16 protein-coding genes are annotated in these 14,385 nt (G+C 71.3%); 3 read left to right on the plus strand and 13 right to left on the minus strand.

The genetic code is table 11. The annotated features are described in order from the left end of the window. Position 1: 1 nt before the first annotated feature. Genes ACWDLG_RS26935 through ACWDLG_RS26945 form a run of 3 tightly spaced genes read left to right on the plus strand, consistent with a single transcriptional unit; the run spans position 2 to position 4,031 of the window. Positions 2 to 1,708 (plus strand): glycoside hydrolase family 36 protein, encoded by a 1,707-nt coding sequence (locus ACWDLG_RS26935; RefSeq protein ID WP_449924841.1) that lies wholly within the window; start codon positions 2 to 4, stop codon positions 1,706 to 1,708. Next, positions 1,709 to 2,737: a LacI family DNA-binding transcriptional regulator gene (locus ACWDLG_RS26940; RefSeq protein WP_449924844.1), complete on the plus strand. Its 1,029-nt coding sequence runs from the start codon at positions 1,709 to 1,711 to the stop codon at positions 2,735 to 2,737. It abuts the gene before it with no gap. 13 nt (positions 2,738 to 2,750) lie between these two features. Continuing rightward, complete coding sequence (locus ACWDLG_RS26945) at positions 2,751 to 4,031, plus strand: hypothetical protein (protein ID WP_449924847.1); 1,281 nt, start codon at positions 2,751 to 2,753, stop codon at positions 4,029 to 4,031. Here ACWDLG_RS26945 and ACWDLG_RS26950 read toward each other — a convergent pair. From ACWDLG_RS26950 to ACWDLG_RS27010, 13 genes are all read right to left on the minus strand, one after another. Continuing rightward, positions 4,003 to 4,725, minus strand: coding sequence for an amino acid ABC transporter ATP-binding protein (locus tag ACWDLG_RS26950; protein ID WP_449924850.1), 723 nt, complete (start codon positions 4,723 to 4,725; stop codon positions 4,003 to 4,005). The two genes, ACWDLG_RS26945 and ACWDLG_RS26950, sit on opposite strands and share 29 nt — an antisense overlap. Next, positions 4,722 to 5,441: an amino acid ABC transporter permease gene (locus ACWDLG_RS26955; RefSeq protein ID WP_449924854.1), complete on the minus strand. Its 720-nt coding sequence runs from the start codon at positions 5,439 to 5,441 to the stop codon at positions 4,722 to 4,724. The genes ACWDLG_RS26950 and ACWDLG_RS26955 overlap by 4 nt, the downstream gene beginning before the upstream one ends. After that, complete coding sequence (locus tag ACWDLG_RS26960; RefSeq protein WP_449924857.1) at positions 5,441 to 6,259, minus strand: ABC transporter substrate-binding protein; 819 nt, start codon at positions 6,257 to 6,259, stop codon at positions 5,441 to 5,443. The genes ACWDLG_RS26955 and ACWDLG_RS26960 overlap by 1 nt, the downstream gene beginning before the upstream one ends. Before the next feature lie 80 nt (positions 6,260 to 6,339). After that, positions 6,340 to 6,684, minus strand: coding sequence for a cupin domain-containing protein (locus ACWDLG_RS26965; RefSeq protein ID WP_449924861.1), 345 nt, complete (start codon positions 6,682 to 6,684; stop codon positions 6,340 to 6,342). Further along, positions 6,684 to 8,075, minus strand: coding sequence for an NAD(P)/FAD-dependent oxidoreductase (locus ACWDLG_RS26970; protein WP_449924864.1), 1,392 nt, complete (start codon positions 8,073 to 8,075; stop codon positions 6,684 to 6,686). Before ACWDLG_RS26970 ends, ACWDLG_RS26965 begins: the two co-directional genes overlap by 1 nt. After that, the gene (locus tag ACWDLG_RS26975; protein ID WP_354904862.1) at positions 8,072 to 9,154 is read right to left on the minus strand and encodes an ABC transporter ATP-binding protein; all 1,083 of its coding nucleotides are present in this window, start codon (positions 9,152 to 9,154) and stop codon (positions 8,072 to 8,074) included. Before ACWDLG_RS26975 ends, ACWDLG_RS26970 begins: the two co-directional genes overlap by 4 nt. Continuing rightward, a complete protein-coding gene (locus tag ACWDLG_RS26980) occupies positions 9,144 to 9,926 on the minus strand; it encodes an ABC transporter permease (RefSeq protein ID WP_354904864.1) in 783 nt (260 codons plus the stop codon). Before ACWDLG_RS26980 ends, ACWDLG_RS26975 begins: the two co-directional genes overlap by 11 nt. Beyond that, positions 9,923 to 10,750, minus strand: a complete 828-nt coding sequence (locus ACWDLG_RS26985; protein WP_449924868.1) for an ABC transporter permease — start codon at positions 10,748 to 10,750, stop codon at positions 9,923 to 9,925. The genes ACWDLG_RS26980 and ACWDLG_RS26985 overlap by 4 nt, the downstream gene beginning before the upstream one ends. Before the next feature lie 7 nt (positions 10,751 to 10,757). Beyond that, on the minus strand, positions 10,758 to 11,876 hold the full coding sequence (locus tag ACWDLG_RS26990; protein ID WP_449924871.1) for an ABC transporter substrate-binding protein: 1,119 nt from the start codon (positions 11,874 to 11,876) through the stop codon (positions 10,758 to 10,760). A 44-nt stretch (positions 11,877 to 11,920) separates the two neighbouring features. After that, positions 11,921 to 12,478 carry a helix-turn-helix domain-containing protein gene (locus ACWDLG_RS26995; protein WP_449924874.1) on the minus strand — a complete coding sequence of 186 codons (558 nt, stop codon included), beginning with the start codon at positions 12,476 to 12,478 and terminating at the stop codon, positions 11,921 to 11,923. 233 nt (positions 12,479 to 12,711) lie between these two features. After that, positions 12,712 to 13,644: a D-2-hydroxyacid dehydrogenase gene (locus ACWDLG_RS27000; RefSeq protein WP_449924877.1), complete on the minus strand. Its 933-nt coding sequence runs from the start codon at positions 13,642 to 13,644 to the stop codon at positions 12,712 to 12,714. A gap of 98 nt (positions 13,645 to 13,742) precedes the next feature. Then, positions 13,743 to 13,940, minus strand: a complete 198-nt coding sequence (locus ACWDLG_RS27005) for a hypothetical protein (protein ID WP_354904877.1) — start codon at positions 13,938 to 13,940, stop codon at positions 13,743 to 13,745. Positions 13,941 to 13,994: 54 nt separating this feature from the next. Then, the gene (locus ACWDLG_RS27010) at positions 13,995 to 14,234 is read right to left on the minus strand and encodes a hypothetical protein (RefSeq protein WP_449924880.1); all 240 of its coding nucleotides are present in this window, start codon (positions 14,232 to 14,234) and stop codon (positions 13,995 to 13,997) included. Between the last annotated feature and the right edge of the window lie 151 nt (positions 14,235 to 14,385).

Below are 14,385 nucleotides of genomic sequence, written 5' to 3' on the forward strand. Positions count from 1 at the left end.
CATGCAGATCTGGGGGCCGCACGCGCTCGACGAGACGACCGTGGTTCACGCGGGCGGGGTCGAGGTGGCGGTGGCGGGGACCACCGGCGTCACCGTGACGCCGCTCGGCGAGGGGGTGTGGCTGATCGACGCCCCCGAGGCGACGGCGGCGCAGTGGAGGGTGCCGTGCGTGAGCACGGCCGCCTTCTGGACGCCGGGCAGCGGCACCCGCTGGGTGCCGCCGATCTGGGCCGCGCCGCTGACGGCCAGGCTGACCACGGGCTCCCCGGTCGTCAGCCTGGTCGGTACGGCAGGCGCCAACGTGTGCACGGCGGCGCTGGCCGAGACGGTGGCGCAGGTCAGCTTCACCGGCGGGCTGATCGAGGAGACCGGCGAGTTCGTCTTCACCCTGCAGGGCGACGGGCTGCGGATCAGGCTCGACGTGTCGGAGCGGCCCTACTCGGCCGCGCTGGCCGACGTGGCGGCCTGGTGGCTGGAGGGCCGCGAGCTGCCGCCGACGCCCCTTCAGGCGCGGCTGCCTGCCTACTCGACGTGGTACAGCATGCACCAGGAGGTCACCGAGGAGACGGTGGAGGTGCAGGCGCGGCTGGCCAGGCGGATCGGCTGCGAGACGATCATCGTGGACGACGGCTGGCAGACCGCCGACCGGGCGCGCGGCTACGCCTTCTGCGGTGACTGGGAGCCCAACCCGGCCGCCTTCCCCGACATCGCGAGCCATGTGCGCAGGGTGCGCGACAACGGCATGGCCTACCTGCTGTGGTACGCGCTGCCGTTCGTCGGCAAGCACAACGCCGCCTTCGAGCACTTCGAGGGCAGGTTCCTGCGCTACCTGGACCACATGGACGCGGCCGTGCTCGACCCGCGCCACCCCGAGGTGCGCGAGTTCCTCATCGGCAGGCTCGCCCAGGCGGTCGAGCGGTGGGGCATGGACGGGCTGAAGATCGACTTCGTGGACCGGTTCGCCACGCCGGGCGGAGATCCCGCCCCGAGTGACGGCGCCGACTGCGTGGAGGTCGACGAGGGGGTGCGGCGGCTGCTGCACGACCTCGACGCGCGGCTCCGCCGGACGCGGCCGGACGTGCTGATCGAGCACCGCCAGCCGTACACGGGGCCGGGCCTGTGGCCGTACGCGAACATGGTGCGCGCGATGGACTGCCCGCTCAGCCCGCAGGAGAACCGGCAGCGCACGGTCGACCTGCGGCTGATCGCCGGACCTGTCGCCGTGCACTCGGACATGATCCTGTGGCACCCGGACGAGCCGGCCGAGCAGGTGGCCGTGCACCTGATCAACGCGCTGTTCTCGGTGCCGCAGGTGTCGGTCGACCTGGCCGCCCAGCGGCCCGACCAGCTGGCCGCCGTCGAGTTCTGGCTGGGCGTCTTCCGCACCCACCTGGACACCCTGCAACTCGGCGCCCTGGAGCCGGCGCAGCCCGAGCACGGCTACCCCCTCGTGCGGGCCTACGATGGGGACACCACGATCATCGCCCGCTACGCCGCGCTCCCCGTGGACGTTCCGGACACGGGAGAGGTGCTGGTCGCCAACGCCGACTCCGACCCCCGGGTGGTCCTCTACGGCGAGGGCGAGGCGAGCGCCGAGGTCTTCGACTGCGGCGGCACGCTCGTCAGCGCCGACAGGCTGCGGTTCGACGCGGGTGCGAGGCTGGTCGAGGTGCCCATGGGCGGTCTGCTCAAGCTGAGGAGAGACTGAGTGGCGACACGTCGGCCGCGCGAGCGCGGGGTCACCATCGAGGACGTCGCGCGCGCGGCCGGCGTGTCACGTCAGACGATCTCCAACGCGCTCAACGCCCCGCACCGGCTGAAGGCGGAGACGCTGGAGCGGGTGACCGCGCTGATCGAGGAGCTCGGCTACCGTCCGGACCAGTCGGCGCGCAGCCTCAAGTCGGGCACCAGGCGGATCATCGCCTATCCGACGCCGGTCGACGACCCGGCCAACCCCAACCCGCTGATGGGCGGCTTCCTCGAGGCCGTCGTGTCCGCGGCGGGCGAGTCCGGCTACCGGATCCTCCTGGTACGGCCGCGCCCGGGCCAGAGCCAGGAGCAGGCGCTGGACGAGCTGCTCGCCGCGCGGACCGTGGACGGCTTCCTGCTGTCCGACATACTGCGCGATGACCCCCGGGTCGCCTACCTGACCGCCGAGGGCTTCCCCTTCGCGGCCTTCGGCAGGACCGAGCCAGGGCAGCCGCAGGCGTGGGTGGACGTCGACAGCGTCCAGGCGGTGGTCGACCTGGTCGGCCTGCTGGCGGACAGGGGGCACGGCGAGGTCGCCTTCCTGGCCTCCTCCAGCGGGCAGCCGTGGATGGACGACCGGCGCGACGGCTTCCGCGCCGGCGTGCGCCGCCACGGCCTGCGGGGCCGGGAGTTCGCCGTGCCGGGTGACGAGCCCGCGCGGGTCGTCGCGGCCACCCGCGAGCTGCTGGCGGGCGCCGACCGCCCGACCGCGATCGTGGCCGGGGGCGACTGGCTCGCGCTCGGCGTCTACGCCGCCGCCAGGGCCGAGGGTATGGAGATCGGCCGCGACGTGGCCCTCGTCGCCTTCGACGACCTGCCGGTGACCGCGTTCCTGCAGCCGGCGCTGACCACGGTGCGGCTGCCGCTGCGGCGGATCGCCGAGGCGCTGGTCAGCCGGCTGCTGCGGATCATCGAGGACGGCGTCACTCCCCAGTCCGGGCTCCTGCTGCCCGGCGAGCTGGTGGTCCGGCCCAGTCTCGGACCCTGATCGGAAGGCTTTCATGCGTATCGACTCCTCGAACGAGGAGCTGGTGGCGATGTTCGAGTGGGCGTGCGACCGGGCGCTGCGCTGGGCGCACCCGGCCGGATCGCGCGGCCCGGTCGACGTGGACGAGCGGCGGCCGGAAGGCACCGGCGAGGGCGTCTACCTGGCCTCGTACTGGGCGGGCTACGCCCACCGCAGCGGCTTCTACCTGCGCGACTTCGTCCACCAGCTCCCCGGCGCCCACCTGCTCGGCCTGCACGAGGCCAACCTCACGATGCTGCGCCTGTTCGCCGCCTCGGCCACCGAGGAGCACGGCCGCCGTCCGGTGTGGGCGTTCAACTTCGACGGCTCCTACCTGGCGATCGACTATCGCGGGCCCGGCGACTTCGTCAGGGAGGTCCCCGCGGTGTACGAGCTGGTGGAGGCGGGCGCCGTCGGCCACCGCTGGACGGGCGAGCGGGCCTACGTCGACGACCCGGTGCTGTGGGACTACTACCGGCACGCGATCGAGCTGCCGCCCACCGCGATGGGCACCAGCATCTTCGAAGGCACCGCCTCCTACAACGAGCTGGAGGGCGAGCCGCTGGCGGTGGCGGGTGACGGGGTGGCCGCGCGGTACGCGGCCTTCCTGGCCATGGCCGAGCTGTCGCGGGCGCGCGGGCTGGACGGCGACGACTACCTGCGGCGGGCCGCCGAGCTGCGCGACTGGTTCGCCGCCGAGTGGACGGACGTGCGCGGTTTCACCGCCGACGGCCGCCCCGTCACCGGCTGGGGCAGGGAGAGCAGCTGGTTCCCCGCGCTGAAGGGCCTGTCCGCCGACACCGGGCTCCTCGACACGATCGAGGCCCAGGCCGGCGGTCCTGGCAGGCCCCACAACATCGAGGCGTGGACCTACCTGCCTGACACGTTCTTCCGCGCCGGCAGGCCGGAGACCGCCTGGCGGTGGATGCGGGAGATCTACGCCGCCCGCGAGGAGGAGCACGTCGCGGGCGGGCGCAACGGCGACTACCCGGAGGTGTCGTTCACGCTGGTCAGCCAGGTGGTCGAGGGCCTGCTCGGCGTGCGGCCGAACGGCGCGGCCATCGCCACGGAGCCGGCGCTGCCCGCGGGGATCGACTGGCTGTCGATCTCGGGCATCCCCGTCGGCGGCGGCAGCGTGGCGGTGCGCCACGAGGGCGGCACCACCACGCTCAGCAACCTGTCGGACCACGTGACCTACACCTGGACGGCGGGCGGGCAGGTCCAGCGGGTGGCGCCGGGCGCCACGCTCACAGCACGTCCGACAGGAACTGCTTGAGCCGGGGGCTGACCGGCGCCTCGAAGATCCGCGCCGGCGGCCCCGCCTCCACCGACACCCCCTCGTCGAGGAAGAGCACGGTGTCGGCCGCCTCGCGGGCGAAGCCCATCTCGTGGGTGACGACCACCATGGTCATGCCCTCGCGCGACAGCTCGGCCATCAGCCCCAGCACGCCCTTGACCAGTTCGGGGTCGAGGGCGGAGGTGGCCTCGTCGAAGAGCATCACCTCCGGCTCCATCGCCAGCGCCCTGGCGATGGCGGCCCGCTGCTGCTGGCCGCCCGACAGGTGCCCGGGGCGCGCGTCCGCCCTGCCCGCCAGCCCCACCAGGTCGAGCTGGCGCCTGGCGACCTGCTCGGCCTCGTCGGCCGACAGCCCCCTGATCCTGCGGAGCGGCAGCGTCAGGTTGCGCAGGATGCTCATGTGCGGGAACAGGTTGAACTGCTGGAAGACCATCCCGATCCGGCGGCGGAGCCGGTCGGGGTCCTCCCCCAGCACGCTCCGGCCGTCCAGGAGGACGTCGCCGCCGGACGGTTCGAGCAGCCGGTTGATCGTGCGCAGGAACGTCGACTTGCCCGAGCCCGACGGGCCGATGACGCAGGCCGTCCGCCCGTGCGCGACGTCGAGGTCCACGCCGCGCAGGACGGGTGTGGCGCCGAAGGACAGCCGGATGTCGCGGGTGACGACGCCGCTCATGCCCTCGCCTCCTTCGGCGCGGCCCGCAGCCGGCCGTCGATGTGGTTGACCAGGTGGGTGAGCGGCACGGTGAGCAGCAGATAGAACAGCCCGGCCAGCACCAGCGCGGACTCGTTGCCGGTGTTGGCCGCCGCGTCCTGGCCGATCCTGAACAGCTCGCGCTGGGTGGCCAGCAGACCGAGGAAGTAGACCAGGCTCGACTCCTTGATGAGCGCGATCACCTGGTTGACCAGGGCAGGCAGCACCCGCCGTACCCCTTGCGGGATGATCACCAGGCGCAGCGCGGCGCCGCGGGAGAAGCCCAGGGCGCGGGCCGCCTCGAGCTGGCCGCTCTCGACGCTCTGGATGCCCGAGCGGAAGATCTCCCCGATGTAGGCGGCGGCGATGAGGGACAGCGCGAGGATGCCCAGCGGGTAGGGGTTGGGCCCCCAGATCCGCATCCCGACGGGCGCGAGTCCGACGCCGATGAGCAGGATGGTCACGACGGCGGGCAGCCCGCGGAAGACGTCGGTGTAGAGGCGCGCGGGCCACCTGAGCCACCGGGTCCTGGCGATGCCCGCCATGGCCAGCAGCATGCCGAGGACCGTGCCGAGCACGGCGGAGACGCCGGCCAGGATCAGCGTGTTGGGCAGCCCGACCGTGAGCATGTCGGGCAGCGCCTCGCGCATCGACTCCCAGTCGAAGAACATCCGCCACAGCGTCGACAGCCAGTCCATCACCTGGCGCCCGCGCTACCCGGCTTGAAGTCCTCGGGGACGGGACGCCCGGGGTAGTACTGGTCCTGCAGCTTCTTCCAGGTGCCGTCGGCGATGACCTCGTCCAGCGCCTTGTTCAGCGCGGCCAGCAGTTCGGGCTTGTCGTGGGCGACCGCGAAGGCCGTCGGCGCCGGGCTGAGCCGCTTGGCGGCCAGCACGATCGTGCCGCCGCTCTCCTTGGCGCTGGTCTCGCCGATCTCGGCCGGCGAGATCCAGGCGTCGGCGGTGCCCGCCTTGAGCTGGTTGACCGCGCCGTTGTAGTCGGGCACCCGGACCGGGTCGAGGCCCTGCTGGGTGGCGTAGTCGTCCTGGACGGTGCCCTGCACCACGACCACCCGCTTGCCCTTGAGCTCCTCGAAGGACTTGATCGCCGAGCCCGCGGGCACGTCGAGCCCGAAGTAGCCGAAGTCGTAGCCGTTGGTGAAGGCGACGGTCTTCTTGCGCGCCTCGGTGATCGTGATCGAGGAGCTGCCGACGTCGAACTTGTGCGTGGCCACCTGCGACAGCAGGGCGGAGAAGTCGGTGCCGACGAACTCCGCCTTGAGGCCGGCCTTGGCCGCCACGGCGGTGAACAGGTCGTTGTCGAATCCGGTGAACTTGCCGTCCTTGAGGAAGACGTTCGGCGGCGCGTCGGTCAGCGTCCCCGTCCTGACGATTCCCGGCTGGAGGAGCTTGTACGGGTTGGCGGCGGCACCTGCCGCGGTGTCGCCCGCGCCGTTGGATCCGCAGGCGGAGACGGCGAGGAGGGCGGCGAGGGCCAGGGCGATGCGCTTACTCATATCACAATCCCAGTAGGAAAAGCAGGAAATACACCGAAAAGACGGCCCGCCACGCGGCGGGCCGTCCGGTAATCTACTAATCAGATAGGATTAGTGTCAATTGTGACGTAGATCTTGCGCATGGTCTCGTGCACCACCCATGTGCCCTTCCACCCGTCGTTCAGCACCACGGTGGAGCCGGGGACGAGCTCGGTCACCTGGCCGTCGTCCGCGGTCAGCGTGGCCCTGCCGGTCAGGATCTGGCAGATCTCGTGGAAGCCGTCGCGGACGGCGGTGAAGGTGCCGGGCTCGCACTCCCACACGCCGGTCTCCGCGCCGCCGTCACGCCACAGCTCCAGCGTCGACTCGCGCTGGCCGGTCAGGCTGGTGGGCTTGGGCACGGCCGGCGGCATCGCCACGGACAAGGCGTCGCTCAGATGCGTCATCAGCGCCCCGCGATCAGGTTGGCCAGGCGGGCGTATCCGGAGGTGGAGGTGCCCCTGTCGTTCTCCCGCCGGTCGGCGGCACGGAACAGCGTGTAGATGAGCTGCACGCCTGCGTAGCGCAGCGGCTCGGGCTCCCACTGGCGGACCTGGCGGCCCACCCACGGCAGCGCGGTCAGCTCGGTGTCCCGCCGCAGCACCAGGTCGCGCAGGGTGCGACCGGCCAGGTTGGTGGTGGTGACGCCGCTGCCGACGTAGCCGCCCGCCCAGCCGAGCCCCGTCGCGTGGTCGAGGTGGACGGTCGAGCACCAGTCACGCGGCACGCCGAGCACGCCGCACCATGAGTGCTGGATGCGCGCGTCGGCCGCGGCCGGGAACAGCTTGACCAGCATGCGCCACAGCGACTCGACGGTCCAGCGCTGCGTGGCGCCGCGGTCGTCGGTGCGGGAGCCGTACCGGTACGGCACGCCGCGCCCGCCGATGGCGATCCGGTCGTCCGCGGTGCGCTGGGCGTAGATGTAGGCGTGCGCCTCGTCGCCGAGCAGCTCACGGTCCTCCCAGCCGAGGTGCTTCCACACGTCGGCGGGCAGCGGCTCGGTGACGATCATCGAACTGTTCATCGGCAGCCACTGGCGGCGCTGGCCCTCGATGCCCGCGGTGAAGCCCTCGGTGGCGCGGATGACGTACTCCGCCTTCACCACCCCCCTGGTGGTGATCGCCTGCCTGGGCCTGATCGCGGTGACCGTGGTGCCCTCGAAGATGTCGACGCCGAGCGCCTCGACCACCCTGGCCAGGCCCACGGCCAGCTTGGCCGGCTGGATGCGGGCGCAGTGCGGGCTGAAGGTGGCGTCGAGCGCGCCGGCCACGCGCAGCCGCGACTCGCGCTCGTCGCGTTCGAGCAGGCGCAGGTCCTGCTCGCCGTAACCCCACGCGCGCAGCTCGTCGAGCTCCTCGTGCAGGCGCCGGCGCTGGGCCGGGTTGGTGGCGGTGTGGATGAGCCCGCCCTTGTGGATGTCGGCGTCGATGCCCTCCTCGCCCGCGATGCGGATGACCTCGTCGACCGACGCGAACATGGCGTGCTGCAGGTCGATCATCGCCTGGCGGCCGCGCGCCTTGGCGTGCCGCTCGCGCGAGCCGGCGAACTCGGCCGACAGCCAGCCGCCGTTGCGGCCGGAGGCGCCGAATCCGGCGAACTCCTTCTCCAGGATCGCGATCCGCAGGTCGGGCTGGGCCTTCTTCAGGTAGTAGGCGGTCCAGAGGCCGGTGTAGCCGCCGCCCACGATGGCGACGTCGTAGTCACGCGCGCCCGGCAGGGCCGCCCTGCGGTCGGGGACGCCGATCTGCCGGTACCAGAAGGAGACTCCTCCGTTGGCGAAGTCCTTGGTGAGGTTCACGTGAGCACAGCCTCCGCGTCGCTTTCGTCAGGTAGGAGGACGGAGTCGGCGACGCGCCAGGTCAGCGTCACCTCGTCGCCCGCACGGGCCTCGCTCAGGCCGCCGGCCTGCTCGCGGACCAGCGCGGGGCTGCCGTCCGGCAGTTTCAGCTCCAGCTTGCGGCTGGAGCCCAGGTAGATCTCGCCCGTGACGGTCGCGGGCAGGGCGTTCCAGCCGGGCTCGGCCTCGTGTCCCGGCTTGCGGACGGCCAGCCGTTCCGGCCGCACCACCAGGGCGCCGTCCTTGCCGTCGATGCCGCCGCGCACGTCCAGCAGGCGCGCGCACACCCCGATGCCCTGGCCGGAGACGGGCCCGCGCAGGACCGTCGACTCGCCGAGGAACTTGGCCACGAACAACGTCTTCGGCCGCTCGTACAGCTCCGCGGCGGGGCCCACCTGCTCGATGCGGCCCTTGTTGAACACCGCGATCCGGTCCGACAGCACCAGCGCCTCGTCCTGGTCGTGCGTGACATAGACGAACGTGGTGCCGAGCTCGGCGTGGATGCGCTTGATCTCAAGCTGGAGCCAGTCGCGCAGCTTCTTGTCCAGCGCGCCGAGCGGCTCGTCCATCAGCAGCACCCGGGGGTTGTAGACGATGGCGCGGGCGACGGCGACGCGCTGCTGCTGGCCGCCGGACAGCTCGCGCGGGTAGCGGTGGCCGAAGTCGCCGAGGTGGACGGTGGCCAGGGCGGCCGCCACCAGTTCGGCGCGCTTGGCCTTGGGCACCTTGCGCTGCTTGAGCGGGAAGGCGATGTTCTCCGCGACCGTCATGTGCGGGAACAGGGCGTAGTGCTGAAAGACCATGCCCATGTCGCGCCGGTGCGGCGGGGTGGCGCTGATGGAGGTGCCGTCGACGGTCAGCTCGCCGCTGGTCTGCCTGACGAACCCGGCGATGATGTTGAGCGTCGTGGTCTTGCCCGAGCCGCTGGGCCCCAGCAGGGTCATGAACTCGCCGGGCTCGATCGTCAGCGACACGTCGTCGACGGCGACGAAGTCGTGGTAGGTCTTGGTGAGGCCGGTGAGCTGGATGCTACTTGGCACGGGTCCTCCTGGCGACGAAGAAGGTGGCGACGAGGACGAGCGTCGTGGTGAGCGCGATGATCATCGTGGCCGCGGCGGCGATGGTCGGGTCGGTCTCCCTGGTGACGCTGGCGTACATCTTCACCGGCAGGGTCTGCAGGTACGGGCTCTGGATGAACAGCGAGACGACCACCTCGTCGAAGCTGGTGACGAAGGCGAACAGCGCCCCCGAGGCCACGCCGGGCGCGACCAGGGGCAGCGTCACGCTGCGAAAGGCGGTCCACCTGCTCGCCCCGAGGCTGGCGGCCGCGTCCTCCAGCCGCCGGTCGAAGCCACGCAGCGAGGCGGTGACCGGGATGATGACGAACGGCAGGGCCAGCACGGTGTGCGCCATGACGAACCCGGCGAGCGTGCCCACGAGCTGCAGTTTGAGGAACACCGCGTACGTGCCGATGGCCAGCACGACGCCCGGCACGATCATCGGCGCCAGCATGGAGCCCTGGGCCAGGGCAAGACCCTTGATCTTCGCCCTGGTCAGGCCGAGCGCGGCGGCCGTGCCGAGCGTCGTGGCCACGACCGTGACCAGCAGCGCCACCTGCACGGAGGTGCCGAGCGCGGACATCCACGCCGCGTCGCCGAAGAAGTTCTCGTACCACCGGGTGGAGTAGCCGTCCGGCGGGAACTTCAGCGACGGCTTGTCGGTGAAGCTCAGCGGCACCACGATCAGCGCCGGGACGACCAGCCACACGCCCGTCAGCGCGCAGAAGGCCCAGAGCGGCCAGCGGGCCCTCATCCCGTCACCTTCTTCCCGGTACGGCGCAGCGTCAGCCCCAGCAGCGCGATCATGGCGAGCGTCAGCCCGAGCAGCACGACGCCCATCGCGCCGCCGCGGCCCCACTTGAGCAGGCCGTTCACCTGGGTGAAGATCTGCTGCGAGATCAGCGCGTCGGTCGGCGAGCCCAGCAGCGCGGGCGTCACGTAGAACCCGAGCGCGCTGATGAACACCGTCAGGCACCCGGCCGAGACGCCGGGCAGCGACAGCGGCACGTACACCTTGACGAACGCCGTGACCGGGTGCGCGCCCAGGCTGGTGGCCGCGGGCAGCAGCCGCCGGTCGATCCCGCTCATGACCGCGTAGAGCGGCAGCACCATGAACGGCATCAGCAGCTGCACCATGCCGATGACCACGCCGGTCTGGGTGCGGATGAGGCTGAAGGGCCCCATCCCGAGCGCGCCCAGCGCCTTGTTGATCACACCGGTGTCCTGGAGCAGGATCACCCAGGCGAACGTGCGCACCATGAGGCTGGTCCAGAACGGCACCAGCACCAGCAGCGTCAGGATCGCCCTGGCCCGCGCCCCCACGATCGTCATCGCGTAGGCGTAGGGGTAGGACAGCGCCAGCGCGACCAGCGTCACCCACAGCGCGGTGCTGAACGTCCTGCCGAGCACCTGCATGTTGGCCTGCTCCCCGAAGAACCAGGCGAAGTTGCCCAGGCCGGGCTCCGGGTCGGTGAAGGCGCTGACCAGCATCGACCCCAACGGGTAGAGGAAGAAGACGCCGAGCGCGATGAGCGCGGGCAGCAGAAGGAGCGCGGGCCCCGCCGTTCTCTCTTTCACTGCGCGCTCAGCCTCCGAGCCAGGCGGACCACTTCTCGATCATCTCGGGCTGGTTCTTCGCCCACCACGCGCCGTCCACCTTGAGGCTCTTGTCCACGATCTCGGGGCGGGTGGTCAGGAAGGAGGTGCCGAGCTCGTCGAGCTTGGGCTGGGCGTCGGTGTGGATGGGCGAGTAGGAGGTCAGCTCGGTGAGCTTGGCCTGCTGTTGGGCGCCCAGGTAGTAGTTGATCATCGCCATGGCCGCCTTGGGGTTCCTGGCGTTCTTGGGAACGCTCAGCGAGTCCATGATCGGCATCCACTCGTTCCACTGGACGTCGAACTTCGCGCCGTTCTTGATGCCGGCGTAGGCGCGGCCGCTCCACATCATGACCATGTCGACCTCGCCCGACTCCAGCAGCTGCTGCGACTCGGCGCCGGTCTTCCAGAAGACCAGGTCGCCGCGGACGGCGTCGAGCTTCTTGGTGGCCCTGGCGACGTCGAGCGGGTAGAGCTTGTCGGCGGCCACGCCGTCGGCCACCAGCGCGGCCTCGTACGGGCCGGGCGCCGCGTCGCCCGGGATGCCGGGGACGGCGCGCTTGCCGGGGAACTTCGCGGTGTCGAAGAAGTCCGCCCAGCCCTGCGGCGGGTTGGCGCCGAACTTGTCCTTGTTGTAGGCGAGGACCATGCCGTACTGCATCGCGGGGACGCTGCACTCGGTGGCCAGGCCCGCCGGCACCTTCGACTTGTCGATGATCGTGTAGTCGAGCGGCTGGAGCAGCTTGCCGCACTGGGCCTCGGCCCAGATGGAGTCGGTGTCGACGACGTCCCAGGTGACGTTGGAGGAGTCGACCTGCGCCTTGATCTTGGCGTAGTCGGTCGGGCCGTCCTGGAGCACCTGGGCGCCCGACTCCTTGGCGAAGGGGTCGATGGCCGCGTCCTGCTGGCCCTTCTGGTAGACGCCGCCGTAGGAGACGAAGGTCATGTTGACGCCCTTCAGGGCGTCCTTCTTCACGGCTCCGGACTGTGCGGGTCCCGAACCGAGGTCGATGTCCGCGGGCGCGGCGGCGCTGCCGCCGCAGGCCGCGACCAGGAGGAGGGAGGCCGTGGCGATGGCCGTACCGGCCAGTCGCTTGGGTCGGATGAGCATGGGGTTGCCCCCTCGTAGAGCGTGATGTGGGGTTCGTGTGGGGTTCAGTCGGGGGTGGGGGGGCCGATGATCCAGAGGACCTCGGCCTCCTCGTCGCCGTCGTTGACGACGCGGTGGGGGATGGAGGTGCGGTACTCGACGCTGTCGCCGGGACCCATCGGGGACAGTTCCCTGTCCCCCAGATGGACGGTGACGGTGCCGCGCAGGACGAGCAGGATCTCCTGCGAGTCGCCGTGGGTGTACTGCTCCTCGCCGGTGGATGCGCCCGGGTCGAACTCGCCGCTGTACACCTCCAGGTTCTGGAGTGGTCGCTGCGAGATCAGGTACTTGCGCGATCCGCGTCCCGCGTGCAGTTCGGGGCGCTCGGACCGCCTGACGATGCGGTGGCCGTCCACCTCGTCCTCGCTGAACAGATCGGCCACCGTGATGCCGAGCGCGACGGCGACCCGCCGCAGCATCCCGACGCTGGCACTGGTCTGGCCGCGCTCCAACTGGCTGATGAAGCTGGCGCTGGCCTGTGCCTGTGCCGCCAGACCCCTGACGGTCATCTGGCGCATAAGACGGTAGGCACGGATCCGGTCGCCCAAGGGCTCAGCTGCCATCGAACGTCTCGATTCTCTGCACTGAACAAGTTGTTAAGTGGCAATGAAGGGACCGTACAAACGGCCCAACCGCCCCAGCAAGGGGGCGACTGGTCACAAATCGGTGACGTGTGATCACGCTCACAGCACGCAGCACGCGAAACCCCAGGTCAGCGGCCTGGCTGCGGGAAAGGTAAAACTCTCGACCGCCGCCTGGCGGGAGAGCACGGGCGATCCTGCCGCCCGGCCGGTGCTCAGAACCCGCGCGACCACTGCACGACATTGCGCAGCGGCCGGCCCGCGACGAACCTGCGCCAGTTGTCCTCGAAGATCTCGAGGATCTGCTCCGACTCCCGGTCGGAGCCGCCCGCCGTGTGCTGGGTGAGCAGCGTGTTCGGACAGCTCCACAACGGGTGCCCGGGCGGCAGCGGCTCCGTGGCCGTCACGTCGAGGACCGCGCCGCCGAGCCGTCCCTCGCGCAGCGCCGCCACCAGCGCCGCCTCGTCGACCAGGGAGCCGCGCCCGGCGTTGACGAAGATCGCGCCGGGCGGCAGCAGCGCCAGCCGGGTCGCGTCGAGCAGGCCGGCCGTCTCAGGCGTGCCGGGCAGCAGCCCCACCAGCACGTCGGTCCCCGGCAGCAGGGCGTCGAGCTCGTCCGGGGTCATCCTGCGGGAGTAGAGCGTGACACGGCAGCCGAAAGGGGCCAGTAGCTCGGCCAGCCGCCGCGCGATCGTACCGGCCCCGAGGACGACCACCGAGGCCCCGGTCAGCAGCCGCAGCCCCGGCCGGAGCGGCCGGTCCGACCAGGTCCGCCGCTCCCCCAGCCGGACCAGCTCGTCGACCCCCCGGTACAGCGCGAGGATGCCCGCCAGACAGGTCTGGGCGACGGGGTCGGCGAACGCACCCGACACGTTCGTGACGGTGATCCGCCGCCCGAGCGTGGCCCAGTCGAGGCCCACGTACCGGTCGACGCCCATGGACGACAGCTGGAGCCACCGCAGGTGGCGCGCCGCCGACAGCCATTCGGGCGGGCAGTTGCCGACCGCGACCCGCGCCCCGGCGAACGCCTCGGCGTCGCGGGCGGTGTGCTCCTTGGGCCGGGCGAACCACACCGGCACGTCGCCGGCCAGCGCGCGGACCCGCTCCCGCTCGGCGGCGGTCAGCGCCAGCTCGACGTACAGGCGCATGCCTTCATCCGGGCCGGCGGACGCGGTCCTGGAGGCGGCTGGGGTCTTGGAAGCCGCCGGGGTCCTGGAGGCGGCCGGGGTCCTGGAGGCGGCCGGGGTCACGGCCGGTCGGCTCCGCAGAGGATCCCGGCGGCCATGCCGGTGGGCGGGGTCTCGGTGGCCAGCTCACGCAGCCGGTCGGCGAGCGCCAGCGCCTGCTCACGCGTCATGCGCGGCTCCGTGCCGGTGTAGAACACCACGATGTCGCCCGAGGGCGAGCGCACGGGAGTGAAGGGAAGCGAAGGGGAGATCACCATGATGGCATCAGTCTTTCGTACCTGACCGACAATTTCGCGGTTCAGCGGCGGGTGTCACTCGGCGATCCGGTCGACCAGCCTGGTCCAGAAGGCGATCAGCTCGTTGCCGGTGTAGCGGATGAAGTGGATGCGGTCGTGGCCCCGGTAGACGGCCACCTCCGTCAGCGGGGCGCCGCCCTCCTCGAAGCTGGTGTACAGGGAGGTCCAGTCGTCGGGTCCGGGCACCCAGTCGGGAAAGGCCAGGCGGGCGGCCTGGTCACGGAGTGCGGACCAGCGCTCCCCCGAGGAGTCCATACTTCACGGTGCCAGGAGACGCCCCAAGAGGCGGCAAAAGGGCCACCTCGTCGGCCGTGGCGCCGGCCGTCCCCTGCACCGCGAGCCGTCCCGCGCGGCCGTGATCCCGTTGACGAACACAGCCCCGTGCTTGACGGGCCATTGCCACCGG

This window comes from Nonomuraea sp. NPDC003727 (assembly GCF_053586935.1).